The organism is Paraburkholderia sp. BL6669N2 (assembly GCF_003387275.1).
Lineage (GTDB): Bacteria > Pseudomonadota > Gammaproteobacteria > Burkholderiales > Burkholderiaceae > Paraburkholderia.
Genome location: NZ_QUNA01000002.1, coordinates 1,626,956 through 1,646,131, shown reverse-complemented (window position 1 = coordinate 1,646,131; position 19,176 = coordinate 1,626,956). Strand labels below are relative to the sequence as shown.

The window sequence follows — 19,176 nt, the reverse complement described above, 5'->3', positions numbered from 1 at the left end:
GCCGCCGCCCTCCGCGCGCTGTCGGGCTGATTCTGTCCGCGCGCTTGCCCAAGCCGGCTTGAATAGGATTGGACGCTGATGTCGTCAGTTTTCTTTGATCGGGAACGGATTGCAGAGTGGCTCGGGGACCACACCGTCGCCAAGGCGCGCTCGGTCGGCCCTGTCAGCAACGTGAAATGGCACGGCGCCACGCTCAGCGGCGACGTGCAGGGCACCCGGCCGACACCGTACAAAACGCGGGTGCAGTTCCGCACCGACGGCGGTTCGCCCTGGGCGCAGGGCGACTGCTCGTGTCCGGTCGGCCGCAACTGCAAGCACGTCGCCGCGCTGCTGTTCGCCGAGCTCGAGTATCACGACGAGATGGACCATATCACCCAGGTCGAACTGGACGACGGCGAGACCGCGGGCGATCTGCCGCCGAAGCGGATTGCACACATGGGGCACATGGGACAGCCGTCGGGCGTGCGGCCCGAACTGGTCAGTTGGCTCGAACGTTTTCGCGCCCGGGCCGAGGCCGCGGATGCCGACGCGCAGAAGGCGAGCGCCCCACGCACGCAGACGCTCGCGTACCAGCTGAACTGGTCCAGCTTCCACAAGCGCCACGAGGTGGTGCTGCACCGCGCGCGCTGCAATGCCGCCGGCGCGGTCGTCGCGGTCGACGAAGCCTGGGGCAATGTGGAAGCGGCGCTGCTCAAACAGCCGAAGTTCGTCTCCGACGAAGACCTGTCGATCCTGCGCGGTCTGTGGCTCGGCCGCTCGCGTGAGGATTTCGGCCAGTTCATTCTGCGTGGCACGAGCGGCGCGGAGACGCTGCAAAAACTGATCGCCACGGGGCGGCTGTTCTTCGACTTCAAGCCCGCGCCCGGCGAGGCGGGCCCGACCGCGCTGTCGCGTGGCGCTGACCGGCCCGGCCGGATCGAATGGGAGCCGCTCGCCGACGAACGTCTGCGGCCTGTGCTCTGCACCGAGCCGCGCGCGAGCATGGTGCTGCCGACCGAGCCGGTCTGGTACGTGGACGGCGTTGCGAACGAGGCGGGCATTGTCCAGTCGTCGCTGCCGTTCCAGCAGTTGCCCGATTATCTGGCCATGCCGCCAATCTCGCTCGCCGAAGCGCCGCTGGTCGCCTCGGTGCTGCGCGAGATCGCGCCCGAGTTGCCGCTGCCGCCCACGCAAGACGCGTCCGCGATTCGCGTGATCGATGTCGAGCCCGTGCCGGTGCTCTCGCTCAATAGTCACGCGCTGCCGTCGTCGGCGGGCAAGGCGGGGCTGCGGCAAACCGCGGCTGTCGAACTGGCCGGCGTGAGTTTCGATTACGACGGCGTGAGCATCAACGTGGACAGCAGCGTGACGCTCGTGCCGATGCCGGGCGGCGATGTCATTCATATCCGCCGCCGTTATGAGGCCGAGAAAAAACGTCTGCTCGAACTGCGCAAGACCGGTTTGCAGAAGGTGCCGACCAGCCGGGTCCACGCCTCGCGGCTGCTGCCCGACACCATGCTCGGCCTGCCCGATGCCGAGGCGTGGTCCACGTTCGTCAACGACGCCGTGCCGGAACTCGTGAGCAAAGGCTGGCGTGTGACGATGGCGCCCGAGTTCCGCTACAACGTGATCGAGATCGACGCGATCGAAGGCACCGCGCATCAGGCCGGCGACGGCTGGTTCGATCTGGAGATGGGCATTCGCATCGGCGAGCGCAACGTGCGGCTCGAACCGTTGCTCGCCGACCTGTTCCGGCGCGACCGGCGCTGGCTGGGCGGCGCGCTCGAAGCCATCGCCGACGACGAGCCGATCGAGCTGAAGACCGAGGAGAACAAGCGTCTGCGTTTGCGCGCCGATCGTCTGAAGCCGGTGGTGCGCGTGCTGGTCGATCTGTTCGACACTCTCGGCGGCTCGCTGGCGGAGGGTGCGCCGCTGCGCGTGGCATCCGTCGACGCCGGCCGCCTGGAAGCGCTGAACGGCACCGGCCGCTGGCAATTCCGCGGCGACGATTCGATCCGCCAGCTCGCGCAGCGTCTGCAAGCCGGGCCGGGCCTGCGTGAAGTCCAGGTGCCGCGTGGGCTGAAGGCCGAACTGCGGACCTATCAGCAGCAAGGCCTGAACTGGATGCAGTTTCTGCGCGAACAGAATCTCGCCGGCGTGCTCGCCGACGACATGGGTCTCGGCAAGACCGTGCAGACGCTGGCGCATATCCTCGCGGAAAAAGAAGCGGGGCGTCTGACACAGCCGGCGCTGATCGTCGTGCCGACCACGCTCGTGCACAACTGGCGCGAGGAAGCGCGCCGCTTCGCGCCCGAATTGAAAGTGCTGGTGTTGAACGGACCGCAGCGCAAGGAGCGTTTCGAGCAGATCGGCGAACACGAACTGATTCTGACCACGTACGCGCTGCTGTGGCGCGATCAGAAGGTGCTCGCCGAGCATGAGTATCACTTGCTGATTCTCGACGAAGCGCAGTACGTGAAGAACGCCACCACCAAAGCCGCGCAGGCGATTCGCGGGCTGCGCGCGCGGCATCGGCTGTGTTTGACGGGCACGCCGCTGGAGAATCATCTTGGCGAGCTGTGGTCGCAGTTCGACTTTCTGTTGCCGGGTTTTCTCGGCAGCCAGAAAGACTTCACCAGGCGCTGGCGCAATCCGATCGAAAAAAACGGCGACGGCGTGCGCCGCTCGTTGCTCGCGCGCCGTATCCGGCCGTTCATGCTGCGCCGTCGCAAGGACGAGGTCGCCAAGGAGTTGCCGGCCAAGACCACGATCCTGTGCTCGGTGGATCTCGAAGGCGCGCAGCGCGATCTCTACGAAACCGTGCGCACGGCGATGCAGGAGAAAGTGCGCGCCGCTGTCAGCGCGCAGGGTCTCGCGCGCAGTCACATCATCGTGCTCGACGCTTTGCTGAAGCTGCGCCAGGTGTGCTGCGATCCGCGACTCGTCAGAACGCTGAAGGCAGCCGGCGACGTGGGCGACGTGCCTGAAAAAGCTGACAGGGCAAGCAAGGTCGAGAAGGGCGCGCGCGCCATGCGTTCGGCCAAGCTCGACCTGCTTCTGTCCATGCTGCCCGAACTGATCGAGGAAGGCCGCCGCGTGCTGCTGTTCTCGCAGTTCACCGGCATGTTGTCGCTGATCGCGCAAGCGCTCGAAGAGGTCGAGATCCCCTACGTGATGCTCACCGGCGACACGACGGATCGCGTCACGCCGGTCGAGCGTTTTCAGAAGGGCGAGGTGCCGCTGTTCCTGATCAGCCTGAAGGCGGGCGGCGTCGGCCTGAACCTGACCGCCGCCGATACGGTGATTCACTACGACCCGTGGTGGAACCCGGCCGCCGAGAATCAGGCGACCGATCGCGCGCATCGGCTGGGCCAGGACAAGCCGGTGTTCGTCTACAAGCTGATCGCGGCGGGCAGCATCGAGGAAAAGATCGTCGAGTTGCAGGAGCAGAAGGCCGGGCTCGCCGACAGCATTCTTTCCGAAGACGCCGCCGGGGCCGCAAAGTTCTCGGACGACGACCTCGACGCGCTGTTCGCGCCGATGCCGGAAATCGAAGGCGGCCGGTAGGAACCGGCAAGCCGGAAAGCCATCTCGAAACGTCCGGCGCGCATGCCGCGCCGCGCGACGTCGCGCCCGCTCGCGGGCGCTCAAATATCTCCACATTTGACGCTGTCTTGAGCGCAAGCGTGACAAATCGTCAAGGAACGCCCTGTTCCCGGCGCCACCGTCAACGCTTTGTCCTGACACTCGTTGAACACGCGACCGTGAAGCGGTCAGTCAACGCAGTTCGTTAAGGAAATAACGTCCATGAAGAAGCACATTTTCGCCGCTACCGTCGCGGGTTTGTTCTCGATCGGCGCATTCGCCCAGGCATCCACGCCGGTCGGCGTCTCGTCGCAAGCCGGTGTGGCTACGCAGGAGGCCTCGGCGCCGGCTGTGAAGCATCACCACAAGAAAAAGCATCACAAGCACGCGCATCACCATCAGGCTGCTTCGGCGGCCGGCGGCGCGCAAAACGCGCCGTCGAATGACGACGCGGCGCCGGCTAAGCCGTAAGCATCGCCCGACGATGTGACGATGCGGGCCGGCGCAAGTCGTCGGCCCGCATCGATTGACCCGGATCTCCCCGATGAAAACCTGTACGTCCCGCTTTGCCAGATCGGGCTCTTCCATGGTGTTCGCGTTGTCGCTCGCCGCGTCGTTGACAAGTTGCGCGCTGCCCGTGTCGCCGGCGCGCTCGACCCATGTTGACGATGCAGCGCCGCTCGCGCTTGCAACGTTGCCTGCGCCGGTGCCCACTTCGCAAGTCCCTGCGGGCTTCTACCGCGTCAACCCCGGCGACACGCAGATCGGTGTCGCCAAGGCGTTCGGCCGCGAGCCTTCGGCGCTCGCGCAGTGGAATCACTTATCGCCGGCGGATGGCCTGCGCGTCGATCAGGTGCTGCGCGTCGCGCCACCGCCAATGGCCGGCGCACCGGGCATAGCCGGCGCTCCATCGAATTCGCTCGCACAAGCGCGAGCCATCTTCGCGGATAGCTCGAGCGAGCCTGCGTCCGCAAAGGCACGACTCGCGTGGCCGGTGAGCGGTCTCGTGAGCGCGCCGTTCGTAGCGGGCAAGACGAAGGGGATCGTGATAGGCGGGCGCGTCGGCGAACCCGTGCGGGCGGCGTCCAGCGGCCGGGTTGTCTACGCGGGCGGGCGCATCGCGGCGTACGGCAAGCTGATCATCATCAAGCACGACACCGATCTGTTGACGGCGTACGGCAACAACCGCGCGTTGCTCGTCAAGGAAGGCACGGCCGTCAAGGCAGGCGACGTGATCGCCGAAATGGGCGCCGACGACAAAGGCCAGGCGTCGCTGCGGTTCGAAGTGCGCGCGGATGGCAAACCGGTCGATCCGCTCAAGTACCTCCCGAAGCGCCAGTAACGCGGCGCGCTCGCGGCCCCGCCGCTCATCCGCAGTGACCTCGAACTCGAACGCGACGCGGCGCTTGCCATGGCCAGCGCGTCGCGTGACGTAATGCCTATGACTTTCTATCTACAGTGCTTTGCGGCAGGCCGGCGCGCGCCGGCAGTTCTGCTGCTCGGCGTGCTGCTCGCGCTCGCCGGATGCGCGCAACCGGGCGCGGGTCGCGATTCGCTGAGCGGCCGCGCTGCCGTCGATCACCTCGGTTACGACGCAACGCGGCACGCAGCTCAAACGGGCGACAGCGATGCATCGAATACATCGGGCACCGCGAGCGACGCGGCGACGCCCGATCCAGCGGCGAACGGCAATGCCGCATCGTCCACACACGCCTGCGCCTGCGGCAACAGCTTCCGGCAAACCGGCATGGCAACGTGGTACGGCAAGCAGTTCCAGGGACGCCGCACCGCGAGCGGCGAGCGCTACGACATGCACGCGCTTACGGCGGCGCATCGCACCTTTCCGCTGGGCGCATGCGTGCGGGTGACGGCGCTCGGCGGTGCGCGTTCGGTGATCGTTCGTATCAACGATCGCGGACCGTTCGTGCGTGGCCGGATCGTCGATCTGTCGTATGCCGCCGCGCAGGCGCTCGGTATGGGCGCGGCGGGCAATGCGCAGGTCACGCTGGAACGCGTCGCGACAACACGCCGCTGCCAGGAAGCCGGCGCCTAAGGCCGAATCCCGATGACAAAAGGTTACGGTTGAACAGATGACCCGATCGATTAAAGACAACCGTAAGACTCCGACAATCGCGCAACTGTAACAAAACCGCTGCGTATGTAAATTCGCCGACGCGGGTGCTTCAATTCATACTATTTTCAGCGCATAGGGCTCAAGCTCTCTCCTCCGCAAGAATTACGTCCGACGTAATAACTACCTCACTGCCAGTTACAAAGGCAGTTCTTTCATCTTGAGCGCAATTTTCTGACAGGCTAATTTAACTTCACTCGTGCGGCTAGACCCCGGCGAGCGTGTGATGTTTTGGGCGGCGTCGGCCTTCGGATTGAGGCCGCGCCGCATTTTTTTGTCCGGACCGCGAGTCCCTGCGGTTTAACAATTCTTAAACGATTTATTTTGAGACTGTTCCTATACTGACTCGCAAATTGTCAAATCGCCACGAGCTGAATGCAGGACGCGGCGTGAAACGACAACGGCGAACGGCAATGCTCTCAACTTAAGCCTCGAAGGGCTTGTATACAGGGCGTTAGCCCTGTAAGCTTCATCGCATAACTCACTGATAAATCAACGATATGAACTCAAATACCAGCGTCCTCAAGGCTTCTGGCTGAGTTCTCCGAATTCCTGTTCGATCCGGCGCTCGCCGATCGCGTGCGTCGTTCTCCCACCGCCTTTACCCGCAATCGCACACTGACCTTGCCGCGCATGGCCGCGCTGATGATGTCGGGCATGTGCGCCAGTGTGCAGGCCGAACTTGACGCGCTATTCGGCGCACTGGGAAGCCGCGGCGGGCGCACCCGCGCTGTGAGCGCACAGGCCTTCAGCAAGGCGCGACGGGGAGTGTCTGCCGAACTGTTCGAGCTGGCCCGCGCCCGCCTGATCTCGCTGGCCCAACCCCATATCGATTCGATGCGCTGGCACGGCCTGAGGCTGGTCGCCGCTGATGGCAGCCGCCTGCGTGTGGGCACGCGTCGCGGCCATGAACTGCGCGCCGATCACTACGCGTTTGCGCTATTCCTGCCGGGTTCCGAACTGACCCTGCACGCTGCACTTCATCCCGCCGACGGCGGCGAGCGGCAGATGCTGTTCGAAGCCCTCGATGTGCTGCAACCGCATACCGACCTGCTGCTGCTCGATCGCGGCTATATCGGCAACGCGATGGTGGCGGCGCTCGCACAGCGCGAAATCCCGTTCTGCATGCGCGTCGATGCGCGTAACTGGAAATGCGTCAGCGCCTTTGCCCGCAGCGGTAAAGCCGAGCGTGTGGTGACACTGGACGCGCCCAGCGAACTGGATGCCCGCGACTATGAACTGGCGCGTACGCCCACCACTGTTCGCCTGATCCGCGACGTCACGCCGGGCGGTCGCGTGCGGGTGCTGATGACCTCGCTGCTCGATGGCGGGCGTTATCCGGCGGCATCGTTCGGCGCGCTCTATCACCAGCGCTGGCGGGTCGAGGAAGCGTTCAAACGACTCAAGCACCGGCTGCGGCTGGAAGCCGTCACAGGCCTCGATTACCTGGCGTTACAGCAGGACTTCGGCGCAAAAATCCTCGCCGACAACCTGTTCACCCTGCTCAGCGATCTCGATGCGCCGCACGACGACAGACATGCCAGCCGTCCTAACCGGGTGTATGCACTGGGCGCACTCAAGCCCATCCTCGGCGCGTGTCTTCTGCGCATCCAGCGATGTCTGGACGGCCTCGCCGGTGTGCTGGAACTGATCCGCCAGACCCGATGCCGGATACAGCCCTCACGCTCCTATACAAGACCACCCAGAAAAGCCAAGCCCCACTTCCATCTCGCGTACAAACTCGCATGATCCAGCGGAGCTTAAGTTGAGAGCATTGCGGCGAACGGGGCCAATCACCGCGCGAGCGAGACCAGCCGACCCGAACCACGACCCAAGCGGTCGATACCAATAATGGCGTCGCATAGCCGGACCGGATAGCGGCTTAATCGCATCCGAAAAGAGCGGTCGTTTTTCGATTATGATGACCTTCCCCTCGATACCCGGCGCGATAAAGCGAATCGCGCGTCCTAATACCGAGATGGCGGCGGGCAGGCCTGAAAGGGCGCAAGGCAAGGGACCATAAGTCGAAGAATGTGCAGCCGAAGATGAAATTGGAAGCCGGATCGTCGGTGCTTACGCCGTCATCCCGGTCATCTGCCGGCTAACCGGCCACCAGTTACGAAGAATGTCGCGTTGCGGGGTGTTATGAGAATTGCTGTCCTGGATGACGATTCGGCTCAGGCCGACCTGGTTTGCCAGACACTGTCGGCGGCGGGCCATATTTGTCACGCATTCGGCGCGGGCCGTGAACTCGTGCGGCAACTGCGGCGCCAGACGTTCGATCTGCTGGTGCTCGACTGGAACGTGCCCGACATGTCGGGCGAAGAGGTGCTGCGCTGGGTGCGCGAAAGCCTCTCCGAGCGCTTGCCGGTTCTGTTCATGACAAGCCGCGGCCGCGAAACCGACATCACGTCGATTCTCAACACGGGCGCGGACGACTATGTCGTCAAACCGGTGTCCGCCGCGGTCTTGCTGGCGCGCGTCGGTTCACTTCTGCGCCGGGCGTACCACCTCAAGCCGCCCGCGGCGAAGGAAGTCTTCGGTGAATTCGAATTCGATTTGGGCGCCAAGCACGTGGTGGTGCGCGGCACGACGGTCGCCGTCACGCAGAAAGAGTTCGAACTCGCGCTGCTGCTGTTCCAGCATCTGAGCCGGCCGCTGTCGCGCGCGCATATTCTCGACGTGATCTGGAAGCAGGCGACCGACATTCCGTCGCGCACCATGGACACCCACGTGTCGATGCTGCGCAGCAAGCTCGGCCTGCGCCCGGAGCAGGGCTACCGGCTGACGCCGATTTACGGCTATGGCTACCGGCTGGAACGAATCGATTCCGCCACGCCGCCGGCAGCGCCCGACGAGCGCCCTGAAGAGGGGAAGGCGTGACGATTTCCGTCGCTGGGGCGGCACGCGGCAGCCTGGTTTCGCCGGGCCGCCGCAGCGGCGCATGGCTCGCGGCGGCCGGCCTGCTCGCGATGACCTGTTTCGCGCCGGTGTCGGCGTCCGCGCAAGCGTCGCACGCGTCGCGCGCCCCCAAGCCGCGTGCGAAAGCCGTCGCGCCCGCCTATGTCTCGTATCTGACCCACGCAGGCGACACGCTCTACGAGATCGCCGGCCGCTATCTGCGCGACCCGAGCGATTGGGCCGTGCTGAGCCGCCTGAATCATGTGCCCGCGCCACGCCGCTTGCCGGCCGGCATCGCGTTGCTTCTGCCCGCCGACAAGCTCAAACAGGAACAGGAATCCGCCCGCGTGATCGCCACCAGCGGGCCGGCCGAGCACGCGTTCGGCAAGAACCCCTACGTGCCGCTCGCCGAAGGCACGACGCTCGGCGAAGGCGACCGCGTGCGCACGGGAGACAACGGTTTTGTGACGCTGGAATTGCCGGACGGCTCGCACGTTACGGTGGGGCAGAACGGCCTGCTGGATATCGGCGCGCTGAGGCGCACCACGCTGACCGGCGCCGGCGATCGCCTGCTCGAACTGCGCAACGGCGAAGTTGAAAGCCAGGTCACGCACGCGACTAAAAAGGACGACCGCTTCCAGATCCGCTCGCCGTCCGTTGTGGCGGGCGTGCGCGGCACGCGCTTCAAGGTCGCCTACGACGGCGGCGCGCAAACCACCGCAGTGCAAGTGCTGGACGGCGCGGTCGGCGTCGACCCGGCCGCGCTCGGCGCTCGCGCTTTTGCGCCGCCGCCCGGCATGCCGCTGCAGGCCTCCGCACAACTCGTGATGGCGCGCTTCGGCAGTGTGACGCAGGCGGGCGGCGCGATCGGCGGCCCGGTCGAATTGCTGCCCGCGCCGGCGCTCGCGCAGCCGGCCAAGGTGCAGGACGGCAAAACAGTCGCGTTCGACCTCGTGCCGGCCGACCGCGCGGTGGCCTACCGCGTGCAGATCGCGCGCGACGCGGACCAGCTCGACCTGATCCGCGACCAGCGCGTGAGCGAGCCGCACGCGGATTTCGGCGACCTGGCCGACGGCACCTACTTCGTACGCATCGCCGCGATCGACGCTCACGGCCTCGAAGGCTTGCCGCAGGTGTATGCGTTCGAACGCCGCCAGCTCGGATTGGCTGCGTCGGCGACGCAGCGGGCCGGCAGCCGCGACTACGAATTCCGCTGGTTCGTCAGCCGCGCCACGGTCCAGACACGCTTCCGTTTCGTGCTGGCGAGCACGGCCGATCTGCGCCATCCGCTCGTGGACCGCACCGATCTGTCCGGCGGACAACTGAGCGTGAGCGATCTGCCGCCGGGCGTCTATTACTGGACGATCGTCGCCGAGCAGTTCGAGAACGGCCGCTTCTATGAAAAGAGCAGTGCGGTGCGCTCGTTTACGCTTGCGCGCTGACGCTGGTAGATTCACGGGGCTGAGCCATGCATCAGCCCGCTTCCTGGTTTCGAACCAAGCAACCCTTTGCCGACCACTCCTACGCGCCTGAGCCTCGATCCGCGCGCCCGTCTCGGACGGCGCGCCGGCCGCCGCTTCCTGATCGAATGGGTGGGTATCGGCTGTCTCGGCATCGTGGTGATTCTGCTCAGTTCGCTCGGCCGCATGAGCGCGAGCGTCGATCACCTGGTCTATGACCGCTTTCTGAGCCTGCATGCGCCGCCTCTGCTGCGCGATATCGTGGTGGTCGAAATCGACAACGCAAGCATCGCGCAACTCGGCCGCTGGCCATGGCCGCGCAGTGTTCACGCGAAGCTGCTGGAACAGATCGCCAGCGCGAAACCCGCCGCGGTGATCTACGACGTGCTGTTCACCGAAGCCAATCCGCAAGACGCCGACCTCGCCCGCGCGATCGCGCTGAGTCCGACCTATCTGCCGATCTTGCTCACCGCGCCCGATGACAGCGGCCGACGCGTCGTGGTCGAGCCGGTGGCGCCGCTCGCGCATGCGGCGGCGGGGCTCGGCCATATCAATCTCGAAGTCGACAGCGACGGCATTGTGCGCAGCGTCGCGCGCTACGAGGGCGATGCCGATTCGCGCTGGCCGCAACTGATGGTGCCGGTCGCCCAGGCGGTGGAGCACGGCTCGCTCCATCTGATCGGCTCGCGGCGCGGCCCCGCTTTGCCCGCAGCCGAAACCGACCCCACAGCCGACAACGCCGGCGAAGGCCGTTTCCTGATCCCATTCGGTCACAACGCGCAGAACTACACGAAGCTGAGTTTCGCGCGCGTGCTCGCCGGTAATGTGACGCCGGAGCAGTTGCGCGGCCGCATCGTGCTGATCGGCGTGACCGCGTCCGGCTTGTACGACCGCTTCGCGACGCCCGTCTCGGGTGAACTCGGTCCGCTGCCCGGCGTGTATATCCACGCGAACGTGCTCGACACGCTGCTTACCGGCCGCGAGATCGAGCCGGTCTATCCGTGGATGCTGTTCGCGGTGTCGCTCGCGCCGCTTGCCGCGTTGCTGGCCGGATTTCTCGTACTGTCGCCGCGCCGTTCGTTGCTGTTGACGGGCGCACTGTGTCTGCTCGCGGCGGCCGGCAGCGCCGCCTTGCTGTACGGCGCGCGGCTCTGGATGTCGCCGGTGCCGGCGATCGTGGGTCTGGTGGCCGTGTATCCGATCTGGAACTGGCGGCGCCTCGAAATGACCATGGCGTATCTGCGCGGAGAACTGCAGCGTCTCGCCGACGAACCCCATCTGCTGCCGGAAACCCCGCAGCGCCGGCGCGAGTTCGGCGGCGACGTGCTGGAGCAGCACATGGCGCTGATGGCGCAGGCCGCGCAGCGCGTGCAGGACATGAAGCGTTTCGTATGGGACAGCCTCGACAGCATGCCGGAGCCGATCCTCGTGAGCGACGTGCGCGGTGTCGTGCTGATCGCCAACCATGCCGCCAAGGCGCATTTCGCGCGGCTCGGCGCGCCGCTGCCCGAAGGCCGGCCGATGCAGGACGTGCTGGGCGGCTTGACCCTCGTAAAGACGATCGACACCGATGCCGCCTCCGATGCCGAAAACAATCTGCTCGCCCGCACGCACTGGCCGGCGCCGCTCGATCCCACGCGCCACGAATCCGCCGCGCTGATGGCGCACGGCGTCGAGGTGCGCGACGCCCACGAGCGCGACCATTTGCTGCGCTACGCGAACTGCACCAACGAGCAGGGCGAGACGACCGGCTGGATCGCGGGCCTCGTCGACGTGTCGGCCTTGCATGCGGCCGAGCGTCAGCGGGAAGACGCGTTGCGGCTGCTCTCGCACGACATGCGTTCGCCGCAGGCGTCGATTCTCGCGCTGGTGGAGATCGAACGTGCCCGCCGCGAGCCGGTACTCGCGCGCGGCGTGCTCGAGCGCATCGAACGCTACGCGCAGCGCGCGCTCACGCTGGCCGACGACTTCGTGCAACTGGCGCGCGCGGAATCGCAAACCTATGTGCTCGAACCGGTGAGTCTCGCCGAGTTGCTGATCGACGCGAGCGACGAAGTCTGGCCGCAGGCGCACGCCAGGCGCATCACGCTGCACACGGAGACGGATGCTGCCGACGACGGCCATTGGATATGCGCCGACCGTTCGCTGATGACGCGCGCGCTCGTCAACATTCTGAACAACGCGGTCAAGTACAGCCCGCCGGATACGCGGATCGTGTGCAGCATTGCGAGCCTGACGCCGAAGGGCGTGCCGGCGGCGACGCGCGTGTCGTGCACGATTCGCGATCAGGGCTACGGCATTCCGAAAGAGCAGCAGGCCGGGTTGTTCGAGCGCTTCCGGCGGTTTCACGAAACCGAGCGGCCGGAAGTGGGCGGCGCAGGGCTCGGCATGGCCTTCGTCAAGACGGTGGTCACGCGCCACGGCGGCGATGTCGAGGTGGCGAGTGAACCCGGTCAGGGCACGGCATTCACGATATGCCTGCCGGTGCTCGAAGACGCACAATCGAGTGCCTCGTTCACGCCGCGCCCATGACATACGAACACACACCTTATCGAAGCGAGAAGATGGTGAAAGCACTCCTGATCTGTGCCGCGCTGGCCGCGACGAGTCTCACCGGTTGCACGGGTCTGAGCGCCGACGTGCATACCGCCGGTACCGGGAACGCGACCGCCGCGCTGCAAGGCGAGCGGACTTACACGATTGCGCGCATGCCGTCGCAAGAAGTCAGCGCGGATCGTCCGCAGTTCGAGCGCCTGTTGGTGGACGAGTTGGCGAAGCAGGGCTTTGTCGAAACGAAGGGCGAGCCCGCGCGTTATCTGCTCTCGGTTGCCTACGACACGCGGCCGGCGACCATCGGCGTCGATGAAAGCGGCTGTACGTCAGGCGACTGCCGGCGCGGCCCCGCTGCGCCGTTCTCTCTGTTCGGCGGTCCCGCGTACCAGCATGCGCTGACGCTGCGGTTTTTCGAGCGCGCGAGCGGACAGGAGGTCTATAAAGTCAGCGCGGTGAGCAGCGACCGCGACGCGGACCCACTGCATGCCATGCCGACGCTCGTCAAAAGTGCGCTCGCCAGGTTTCCCTTCGATGCGCCACCCGATTGGCGCGTGAAATTGCGCGCCGACGAAACCGGCGGCGTGCCGATGGTGATGTCAGTGAAGCCGCTTCAGCCGTAAGAGCTGTAACACGCGACGAGTTCATTCCGGCGCATCGCTGTCTTCCGGCCAGCGGTTTTCGAACACGCAATCGGCGAGCGGCACGCGGCTCGCCCAGCGTTCGGTTTCCAGCATCGGCTCGCTATAAAACCGGTCGACGTGGCCGAGACACAGAATCGCCACGGGACGCGCGCCCTCGGGCATGCGCAGCAGTTGGCGAACCGCGTCGACGTCGAACAGCGACACCCAGCCCATGCCGAGACCTTCGGCGCGCGCGGCCAGCCACATGTTCTGGATCGCGCACGCCACCGACGCGAGGTCCATCTCCGGCAAGGTGCGCCGGCCGAAGATGTGGCGCTCGCGGCCGTCCATCAGCGCCATCACCAGCAGTTCGCCGCAGTCCAGCATGCCTTCCACTTTCAGCTTCATGAACTCTTCGCGGCGTTGGTCGAGCGCATCGGCGGTGGCGAGCCGTTCGCTTTCCACCGCATCATGCAAAGCCGTGCGCAGCGCGGGATCGGTGATCCGCGCGATCCGCCACGGCTGCATGAAGCCGACGCTCGGCGCGTGATGCGCGGCGTCGAGCAGGCGCTGCAGCACGGCCGGATCGACCGGATCGCGCACGAAATGGCGCATGTCGCGGCGTTCGTAAATTGCGCGGTAGACGGCGTCGCGCTCGGAATCGTTAAAAGGCTTCGCCATGGAACAGGGCGGCCGTGAAGGCCGGGTTGGAGGGCCAGTAAGCGTGCATGTAAGTCGCCACGATCGAGCCGGCGCGATAAAGGGCCTCGCCGGGCGCGTCGCCCTGCGGCCTGGTGGCCGAGCGCAGCGGCGTGAGCGACGTGTTCAGCTTCGAGTAGTGAAACGTGTGGCCGGTCATCGGCCCGTGCAGGCTGTCGATCTGCTGCATGCCGAGCGCGGTGAAGCGCGTTTGCATGGTCGCGTGGCCGGGCAGCAGGCCGAGCATCGGTGTGGTCACGCCGTGCGTGTCGGTGAGTTGGTCGAGCAGATACAGCATGCCGCCGCATTCGGCGACGAGCGGTTTGCCCGCCGCCGCGTGCGCGCGGATGCTCGCCGCGCTGTGCGTGTTGCTGGCCAGCGTGGCGGCGTGCAGTTCAGGGTAGCCGCCTGGAAGATACACAGCGTCGGTGTGTTCCGGCAGCGCTTCGTCGGCGAGCGGCGAGAAGAAAGCGACTTGCACGCCGAGCGTTTCCAGCAGTGCGACGTTCGCCGGATAGATGAACGAGAACGCGGCGTCGCGCGCAATGGCGATCGTCTTGCCGTCAAGCAGGCGCGGCAGGATCTCGGGTGTCGGCGTGCCGAACTCGACCGGCGGCGGCAATTCGGCGAGCGCGGTGCGTCCTAGAGTGTCAGCGGCGTGATCCAGCCGCGCGTCGAGGTCGTCGATTTCTTGCGCCTGATGCAAGCCGAGGTGACGATCGGGCAGTGCGATTTCATCTCTGGCAGCAATGTGTCCGCACCAGCGCAGATCCGGCGGCAACGCTTCTTCTAGCATCTGCGCATGCCGCGCGGAGCCGACGCGGTTGGCGAGCACGCCGTAAAACGGCACCTGCGGCCGGAATTGCGCGAGACCGAAAGCGACCGCGCCGAAGGTCTGCGCCATCGCCTTCGCCGAAATCACCGCGAGCACCGGCACGCCGAATGCGGTGGCGAGATCGGCGCTGCTCGGCGTGCCGTCGAACAGACCCATCACGCCTTCGATCAGGATCAGGTCGGCTTCGGCGGCGGCTTGCGCGAGCAGCGTGCGGCAGGCGGCTTCGCCGACCATCCACAGATCGAGCGAGAGGACCGGCGCACCGCTCGCGCGCGCCAGAATCATCGGATCGAGAAAGTCCGGTCCGGTCTTGAAGACGCGCACGCGTCGCCCCATCCGCCGATGGTAGCGCGCGAGACCCGCCGTGATCGTGGTCTTGCCTTGACCCGAAGCGGGTGCGCTGATGAACAGGGCGGGGCACGCGGCCATCGCTCAGAACTCCACGCCGCGCTGCGCTTTCACGCCTTGCTCGCGATATGGATGCTTGACGATGCGCATTTCGGTGACGAGGTCGGCGGCTTCGATCAGCGCGTCCGGCGCGTGACGGCCGGTGACCACCACATGCAGCATCGGCGCGCGCGCGTTGATTACCGACAGGACTTCGTCGAGCGGCAGGTATTCGTACTTGAGCACCGTGTTCAGCTCGTCGAGGATCACCATCTGGTACTCGCCGCTTTCGATCATGCGGCGCGCTTCGTCCCAGCCTTTGCGCGCGGTCGCGATGTCGGCGTCGCGGTTCTGCGTGTTCCAGGTGTAGCCGTCGCCCATTGTGACGAAATCGCAGTTGGCGATCGCGCCGAGAAAGTCGCGCTCCGAGGTGTGCAGCGCGCCCTTGATGAACTGCACGACGCCAAGACGCATGCCGTGGCCCAGCACGCGCACGGCCATGCCGAATGCGGCAGTAGTTTTGCCTTTGCCCGTGCCGGTATTGACGATCAGCAGGCCTTTTTCGACGGTGGCGTTGGCCTGTTTTTTCTCGTGGCCTTCGCGGCGGCGCTCGGTCATGCGTTGATGCGATTCGGGATCGGTCTTCATGGCAGGTCCTGTTGCTGTGTGTCGTTGTCTGGGTGTTCGGCGCGAGCGGCGTGAGCGGTGGTTGAGGCGATCGCCACGGTGACGCCGGCATAAACGGTTTTGCGCACGAGGAGCGTGGCGCGAGGCGCATTACCTATGACGGATTCACCGAGCCCGGCTGCGACGTCGGCCACAGTGCCAAGCAGCGCGCACGGCTCGCAGACGCCGTCCACGCCGAGATGCTCGCGCGCTGCCGCCGAAGGCACCGCGACAGGCAACGCCGCGATCTGTTCAAGGCTGAAGAACGTCAGCGGCAGCGCATGACGCGCGCAGAATTCGAGGAGGCCCGCTTCGCGGGCTTTGGTATCGAGCGAGGCGACGGTGCGGATTTCGTCGAACGAATGCGCGCCGAGCGCGCTGCGCACCGCGGCTTCGATCTCCTCGGCCGAGCTATGCAAACGGCAACCGATGCCGACGCTGAGCGTTTTCATCGCGTATCCGTTCCGTCCGCGAGCGGCGTTGCAGCGCGTTCCGCATGCGCCGCCTCACGCGCCAACGCGAGCGACGCCACACCGCCGATCACCACGATCGCCGGCGACCCAAGTCCGGTACGCGCGACGGTGTCGGCAAATTCACCGAGGCGCGCAAGCGCGTGGCGTTGCTCGGGACGCGTGGCCGATTCGATCGCCGCGCACGGCGTGTCGGCGCTCATGCCGGCCGCAAGCAACGCGCCGACGATATCGTTGAGCCGCCGCATGCCCATGTAGATCACGAGCGTCATGCGCGTGGCCGCGAGTGCGGCCCAGTCGGGCTCGCCGCTGCCCGCGCCGTGCCCGGTGACGAACACGACGCCCTGCGCATGATCGCGATGCGTGACCGGAATCCCGATCGCCGCGGGCGCCGCGATTCCCGCCGTGATGCCGTTGACGACTTCCACCTCGATACCGGCCGCGTGCAGCGCCTGCTGTTCCTCGCCGCCCCGGCCGAACACGAACGGGTCGCCGCCTTTCAAACGCGCGACACTGCGCCCGGCCCGCACATGTTCGAGCATCTGCGCGACGATGCCTTCCTGCGGTGTCGACGGATGACCGCCGCGTTTACCTACGTAGACGACCAGCGCATCAGCGCGCGCGAACTGCAGCACCTCGGGATTCACCAGATCGTCGACCAGCACCACGTCGGCTTGCGCCAATGCACGGGTGGCCTTGATGGTCATGAGTTCGACGTCGCCGGGGCCGGCGCCGATCAGCCAGGCGCGGGTCATCGCGGCGTGCACGGCGGGCGCCATGTCGTGACAAGCGGGAAAGGGTGAAGCGCGAAGGGTCGCCAGACGGCGGACGTTGGGGTCATGCAGTGCTACGGATTCAGGCATGGCGCAATGCGTGGTTCGTAGCGAGTTTCACACGAAACTCGCCTACGCGGACACTCTGCGTCGTGCTTTAGCGCCTTCGCATCCGTCCCTCGCGGATTCCGGCGGCCGGCGGCGTGATGTTGCCCTGAGGTTCGCCGCCTCCGCGTCTGGCCGGTATCCGGGCTGGCGGCCTCACGCGCTTTGCCTTCCCGTCCGCATTCGCTGGAAATTGCCGGACAGTGGCTTAAAAAACGCATGCGCGGCGCGAGTCGATTCAACATCGCGCCGCAGGTCGCTTACCGTTGCGGGGACAGCACAGGTTAAGCGCATGGCGCGCTGCCTGTTTCCCGTTTAACTGCACACGCGAATGCATGTGCGGGCACCAAACGCGCGCATACGATAGCACATGGCGCCCCGTCCGATAAGCGCTTGCGGCCTGGGGTTTCCTTGACGGCACCGGGCGGCGGGCCTACACTCGCACGCACTTTGGTGCTCGTGTGCGCGCTCGTGCGCATGCAGTTAAACGGGAAACAGGGTGCCCACCTGCCATGGATCGGGCCAACCTGTGCTGCCCCCGCAACGGTAAGCGAAATGTGGTGCTAACTGCCGTGTCGAACGCAGTCGGTTAGCGCCGCGGAGCCGGCTTCGATGTCCACGCGCAAGGCCGCGTCGGCATATCACCACTGGGCGAGAAATCACTCGTCCGGGAAGGGGGAGCGGCGCTTTCGCCAGCCCGGATACCGGCCAGATAACGAAGGACGAACGCCGCGGGGATGCGGCGCTGCGTTCATGACTCATTCCCGCTTTCTGCTTTTCTGTTGTCGCGGCAACGCCGACTTTCGTCCCCGTGTTTTGTTATGGTCGTGGCTGGCCGGGCGTGTGCTCTGTTTGCCTCGGCATGCGCTGAAAACACGCCGGCGTGCACGTGCAACTCCTACGGATGGACCTCACGATGCAAACTCAAATGCGCAAGATCCCCGTCACCATCGTCACGGGCTTTCTCGGCAGCGGCAAGACTACGCTGCTGCGGCATATTCTTCAGCATGCGGGCGGCAAGCGCATCGCGGTGATCGTCAACGAATTCGGCGAGCTCGGTATCGACGGGGAAATCCTCAAGGGTTGCGGCATCGGTTGCGATGAAAACGGCGTCGAAACCGAAGGCCAATTGTATGAACTCGCGAACGGCTGCCTGTGCTGCACCGTGCAGGAAGAGTTTTTCCCGGTGATGGAAAAGCTCGTTGAGCGCCGCGATCAGATCGATCACGTGCTGATCGAGACGTCGGGTCTGGCGTTGCCGAAGCCCTTGGTGCAGGCGTTCAACTGGCCGCAAATCAAGAACAGCTTCACCGTGGATGCCGTGGTCACCGTGGTGGACGGCCCGGCCGCCGCGAGCGGTCAGTTTGCTGACAATCCGGTCGCCGTGGATGCGCAGCGCAAGGCCGATCCGAATCTCGATCACGAGTCGCCGCTGCACGAACTGTTCGAAGATCAGTTGTCCGCGGCCGATCTGGTGATTCTGAACAAAACGGACTTGCTCGACGACGCGCAGCAAAGCGCGGTAGAAGTTTCGATCCGCGAGGAAATTCCGCCGCAAGTGAAGATCGTTCGCGCGCACATGGGCCAACTTGATCTGCATACATTGCTGGGCCTCGAAGCGGCGTCGGAAGACACGATCCACTTGCGCCACGATCACCACGGCTCCGCCGACGACGCCGACCACCATCACGACGAGTTCGACTCCGTGGTCGTGCAGGCGAATGCGTCGTCGCGCGAGGCGGTGATCGCCGCGCTGCAACAGCTGGTCGAAACCAACACCATCTATCGCATCAAAGGCTTCGCGGCGCTGCCGGGCGCGGCGATGCGTCTGGTGATTCAAGGCGTTGGGCGGCGCTTTGACAGCTATTTCGATCGACGCTGGCAGGCCGGCGAAAGCGGCCCGAGCCGCTTCGTGCTGATTGGCGAAGACCTCGATCAGCCGGCGTTGCAACGTGCGTTCGACGCGGCGCTGGGCGTGCCGTCGAGCGTCGAAACGCAACAGGCGTAAGCGC

Annotated in this window: 15 protein-coding genes and 2 riboswitches; of the genes, 10 read left to right on the top strand and 5 right to left on the bottom strand. The window is 65.7% G+C overall.

Going from position 1 to position 19,176, the window contains the following annotated elements:
* Window positions 1–78: 78 nt before the first annotated feature.
* The 9 genes from B0G80_RS29850 (at window position 79) to B0G80_RS29810 (ending at window position 13,229) form a co-directional block, all read left to right on the top strand.
* The gene (locus tag B0G80_RS29850) at window positions 79–3,546 is read left to right on the top strand and encodes a DEAD/DEAH box helicase (RefSeq protein WP_116121555.1); all 3,468 of its coding nucleotides are present in this window, start codon (window positions 79–81) and stop codon (window positions 3,544–3,546) included.
* A gap of 240 nt (window positions 3,547–3,786) precedes the next feature.
* The gene (locus B0G80_RS29845) at window positions 3,787–4,035 is read left to right on the top strand and encodes a hypothetical protein (protein ID WP_116121554.1); all 249 of its coding nucleotides are present in this window, start codon (window positions 3,787–3,789) and stop codon (window positions 4,033–4,035) included.
* A gap of 73 nt (window positions 4,036–4,108) precedes the next feature.
* Window positions 4,109–4,906: a peptidoglycan DD-metalloendopeptidase family protein gene (locus B0G80_RS29840; protein ID WP_116121553.1), complete on the top strand. Its 798-nt coding sequence runs from the start codon at window positions 4,109–4,111 to the stop codon at window positions 4,904–4,906.
* 99 nt (window positions 4,907–5,005) lie between these two features.
* On the top strand, window positions 5,006–5,617 hold the full coding sequence (locus B0G80_RS29835) for a septal ring lytic transglycosylase RlpA family protein (RefSeq protein ID WP_116123763.1): 612 nt from the start codon (window positions 5,006–5,008) through the stop codon (window positions 5,615–5,617).
* A gap of 588 nt (window positions 5,618–6,205) precedes the next feature.
* Window positions 6,206–7,444 carry an IS4 family transposase gene (locus B0G80_RS29830; RefSeq protein ID WP_309546282.1) on the top strand — a complete coding sequence of 413 codons (1,239 nt, stop codon included), beginning with the start codon at window positions 6,206–6,208 and terminating at the stop codon, window positions 7,442–7,444.
* A gap of 396 nt (window positions 7,445–7,840) precedes the next feature.
* Window positions 7,841–8,578, top strand: coding sequence for a response regulator transcription factor (locus B0G80_RS29825; RefSeq protein WP_116121552.1), 738 nt, complete (start codon window positions 7,841–7,843; stop codon window positions 8,576–8,578).
* Entirely contained in the window at window positions 8,575–10,038 is a 1,464-nt protein-coding gene (locus B0G80_RS29820; protein WP_116121551.1) for a FecR domain-containing protein, read from the top strand. Before B0G80_RS29825 ends, B0G80_RS29820 begins: the two co-directional genes overlap by 4 nt.
* Before the next feature lie 66 nt (window positions 10,039–10,104).
* A complete protein-coding gene (locus B0G80_RS29815; protein WP_116121550.1) occupies window positions 10,105–12,588 on the top strand; it encodes a CHASE2 domain-containing protein in 2,484 nt (827 codons plus the stop codon).
* A complete protein-coding gene (locus B0G80_RS29810) occupies window positions 12,585–13,229 on the top strand; it encodes a DUF4136 domain-containing protein (RefSeq protein ID WP_116121549.1) in 645 nt (214 codons plus the stop codon). Before B0G80_RS29815 ends, B0G80_RS29810 begins: the two co-directional genes overlap by 4 nt.
* 21 nt (window positions 13,230–13,250) lie before the next feature.
* On the opposite strand, the gene bluB is transcribed toward B0G80_RS29810, so the two are convergent.
* From bluB to cobA, 5 genes are read right to left on the bottom strand one after another with little or no spacing between them, the layout of a single operon-like run.
* Window positions 13,251–13,910, bottom strand: a complete 660-nt coding sequence (gene bluB / locus B0G80_RS29805; RefSeq protein WP_116121548.1) for a 5,6-dimethylbenzimidazole synthase — start codon at window positions 13,908–13,910, stop codon at window positions 13,251–13,253.
* Entirely contained in the window at window positions 13,894–15,192 is a 1,299-nt protein-coding gene (locus B0G80_RS29800; RefSeq protein WP_116121547.1) for a cobyrinate a,c-diamide synthase, read from the bottom strand. Before B0G80_RS29800 ends, bluB begins: the two co-directional genes overlap by 17 nt.
* A 3-nt stretch (window positions 15,193–15,195) precedes the next feature.
* A complete protein-coding gene (gene cobO / locus B0G80_RS29795; protein ID WP_012426872.1) occupies window positions 15,196–15,798 on the bottom strand; it encodes a cob(I)yrinic acid a,c-diamide adenosyltransferase in 603 nt (200 codons plus the stop codon).
* Complete coding sequence (locus tag B0G80_RS29790) at window positions 15,795–16,268, bottom strand: cobalamin biosynthesis protein (protein ID WP_116121546.1); 474 nt, start codon at window positions 16,266–16,268, stop codon at window positions 15,795–15,797. Before B0G80_RS29790 ends, cobO begins: the two co-directional genes overlap by 4 nt.
* A complete protein-coding gene (cobA, locus tag B0G80_RS29785; protein ID WP_116123762.1) occupies window positions 16,265–17,041 on the bottom strand; it encodes a uroporphyrinogen-III C-methyltransferase in 777 nt (258 codons plus the stop codon). The genes B0G80_RS29790 and cobA overlap by 4 nt, the downstream gene beginning before the upstream one ends.
* Window positions 17,042–17,279: 238 nt before the next feature.
* Window positions 17,280–17,530, bottom strand: a riboswitch (cobalamin riboswitch).
* 68 nt (window positions 17,531–17,598) lie between these two features.
* Window positions 17,599–17,892: riboswitch (cobalamin riboswitch) on the top strand.
* A gap of 188 nt (window positions 17,893–18,080) precedes the next feature.
* Between cobA and cobW the strand changes: the two genes are divergently transcribed.
* A complete protein-coding gene (gene cobW, locus B0G80_RS29780; protein ID WP_309568798.1) occupies window positions 18,081–19,172 on the top strand; it encodes a cobalamin biosynthesis protein CobW in 1,092 nt (363 codons plus the stop codon).
* The last annotated feature ends 4 nt before the right edge of the window (window positions 19,173–19,176 follow it).

Excerpts from the sequence above, each read along its gene's own strand:
- B0G80_RS29850 (WP_116121555.1), top strand. The coding sequence starts at position 79 with ATGTCGTCAGTTTTCTTTGATCGGGAACGGATTGCAGAGTGGCTCGGG.
- B0G80_RS29845 (WP_116121554.1), top strand. The coding sequence starts at position 3,787 with ATGAAGAAGCACATTTTCGCCGCTACCGTCGCGGGTTTGTTCTCGATC.
- B0G80_RS29840 (WP_116121553.1), top strand. The coding sequence starts at position 4,109 with ATGAAAACCTGTACGTCCCGCTTTGCCAGATCGGGCTCTTCCATGGTG.
- B0G80_RS29835 (WP_116123763.1), top strand. The coding sequence starts at position 5,006 with ATGACTTTCTATCTACAGTGCTTTGCGGCAGGCCGGCGCGCGCCGGCA.
- B0G80_RS29825 (WP_116121552.1), top strand. The coding sequence starts at position 7,841 with ATGAGAATTGCTGTCCTGGATGACGATTCGGCTCAGGCCGACCTGGTT.
- B0G80_RS29810 (WP_116121549.1), top strand. The coding sequence starts at position 12,585 with ATGACATACGAACACACACCTTATCGAAGCGAGAAGATGGTGAAAGCA.
- bluB (WP_116121548.1), bottom strand. The coding sequence starts at position 13,910 with ATGGCGAAGCCTTTTAACGATTCCGAGCGCGACGCCGTCTACCGCGCA.
- B0G80_RS29800 (WP_116121547.1), bottom strand. The coding sequence starts at position 15,192 with ATGGCCGCGTGCCCCGCCCTGTTCATCAGCGCACCCGCTTCGGGTCAA.
- cobO (WP_012426872.1), bottom strand. The coding sequence starts at position 15,798 with ATGAAGACCGATCCCGAATCGCATCAACGCATGACCGAGCGCCGCCGC.
- B0G80_RS29790 (WP_116121546.1), bottom strand. The coding sequence starts at position 16,268 with ATGAAAACGCTCAGCGTCGGCATCGGTTGCCGTTTGCATAGCTCGGCC.
- cobA (WP_116123762.1), bottom strand. The coding sequence starts at position 17,041 with ATGACCCGCGCCTGGCTGATCGGCGCCGGCCCCGGCGACGTCGAACTC.
- cobW (WP_309568798.1), top strand. The coding sequence starts at position 18,081 with ATGCAAACTCAAATGCGCAAGATCCCCGTCACCATCGTCACGGGCTTT.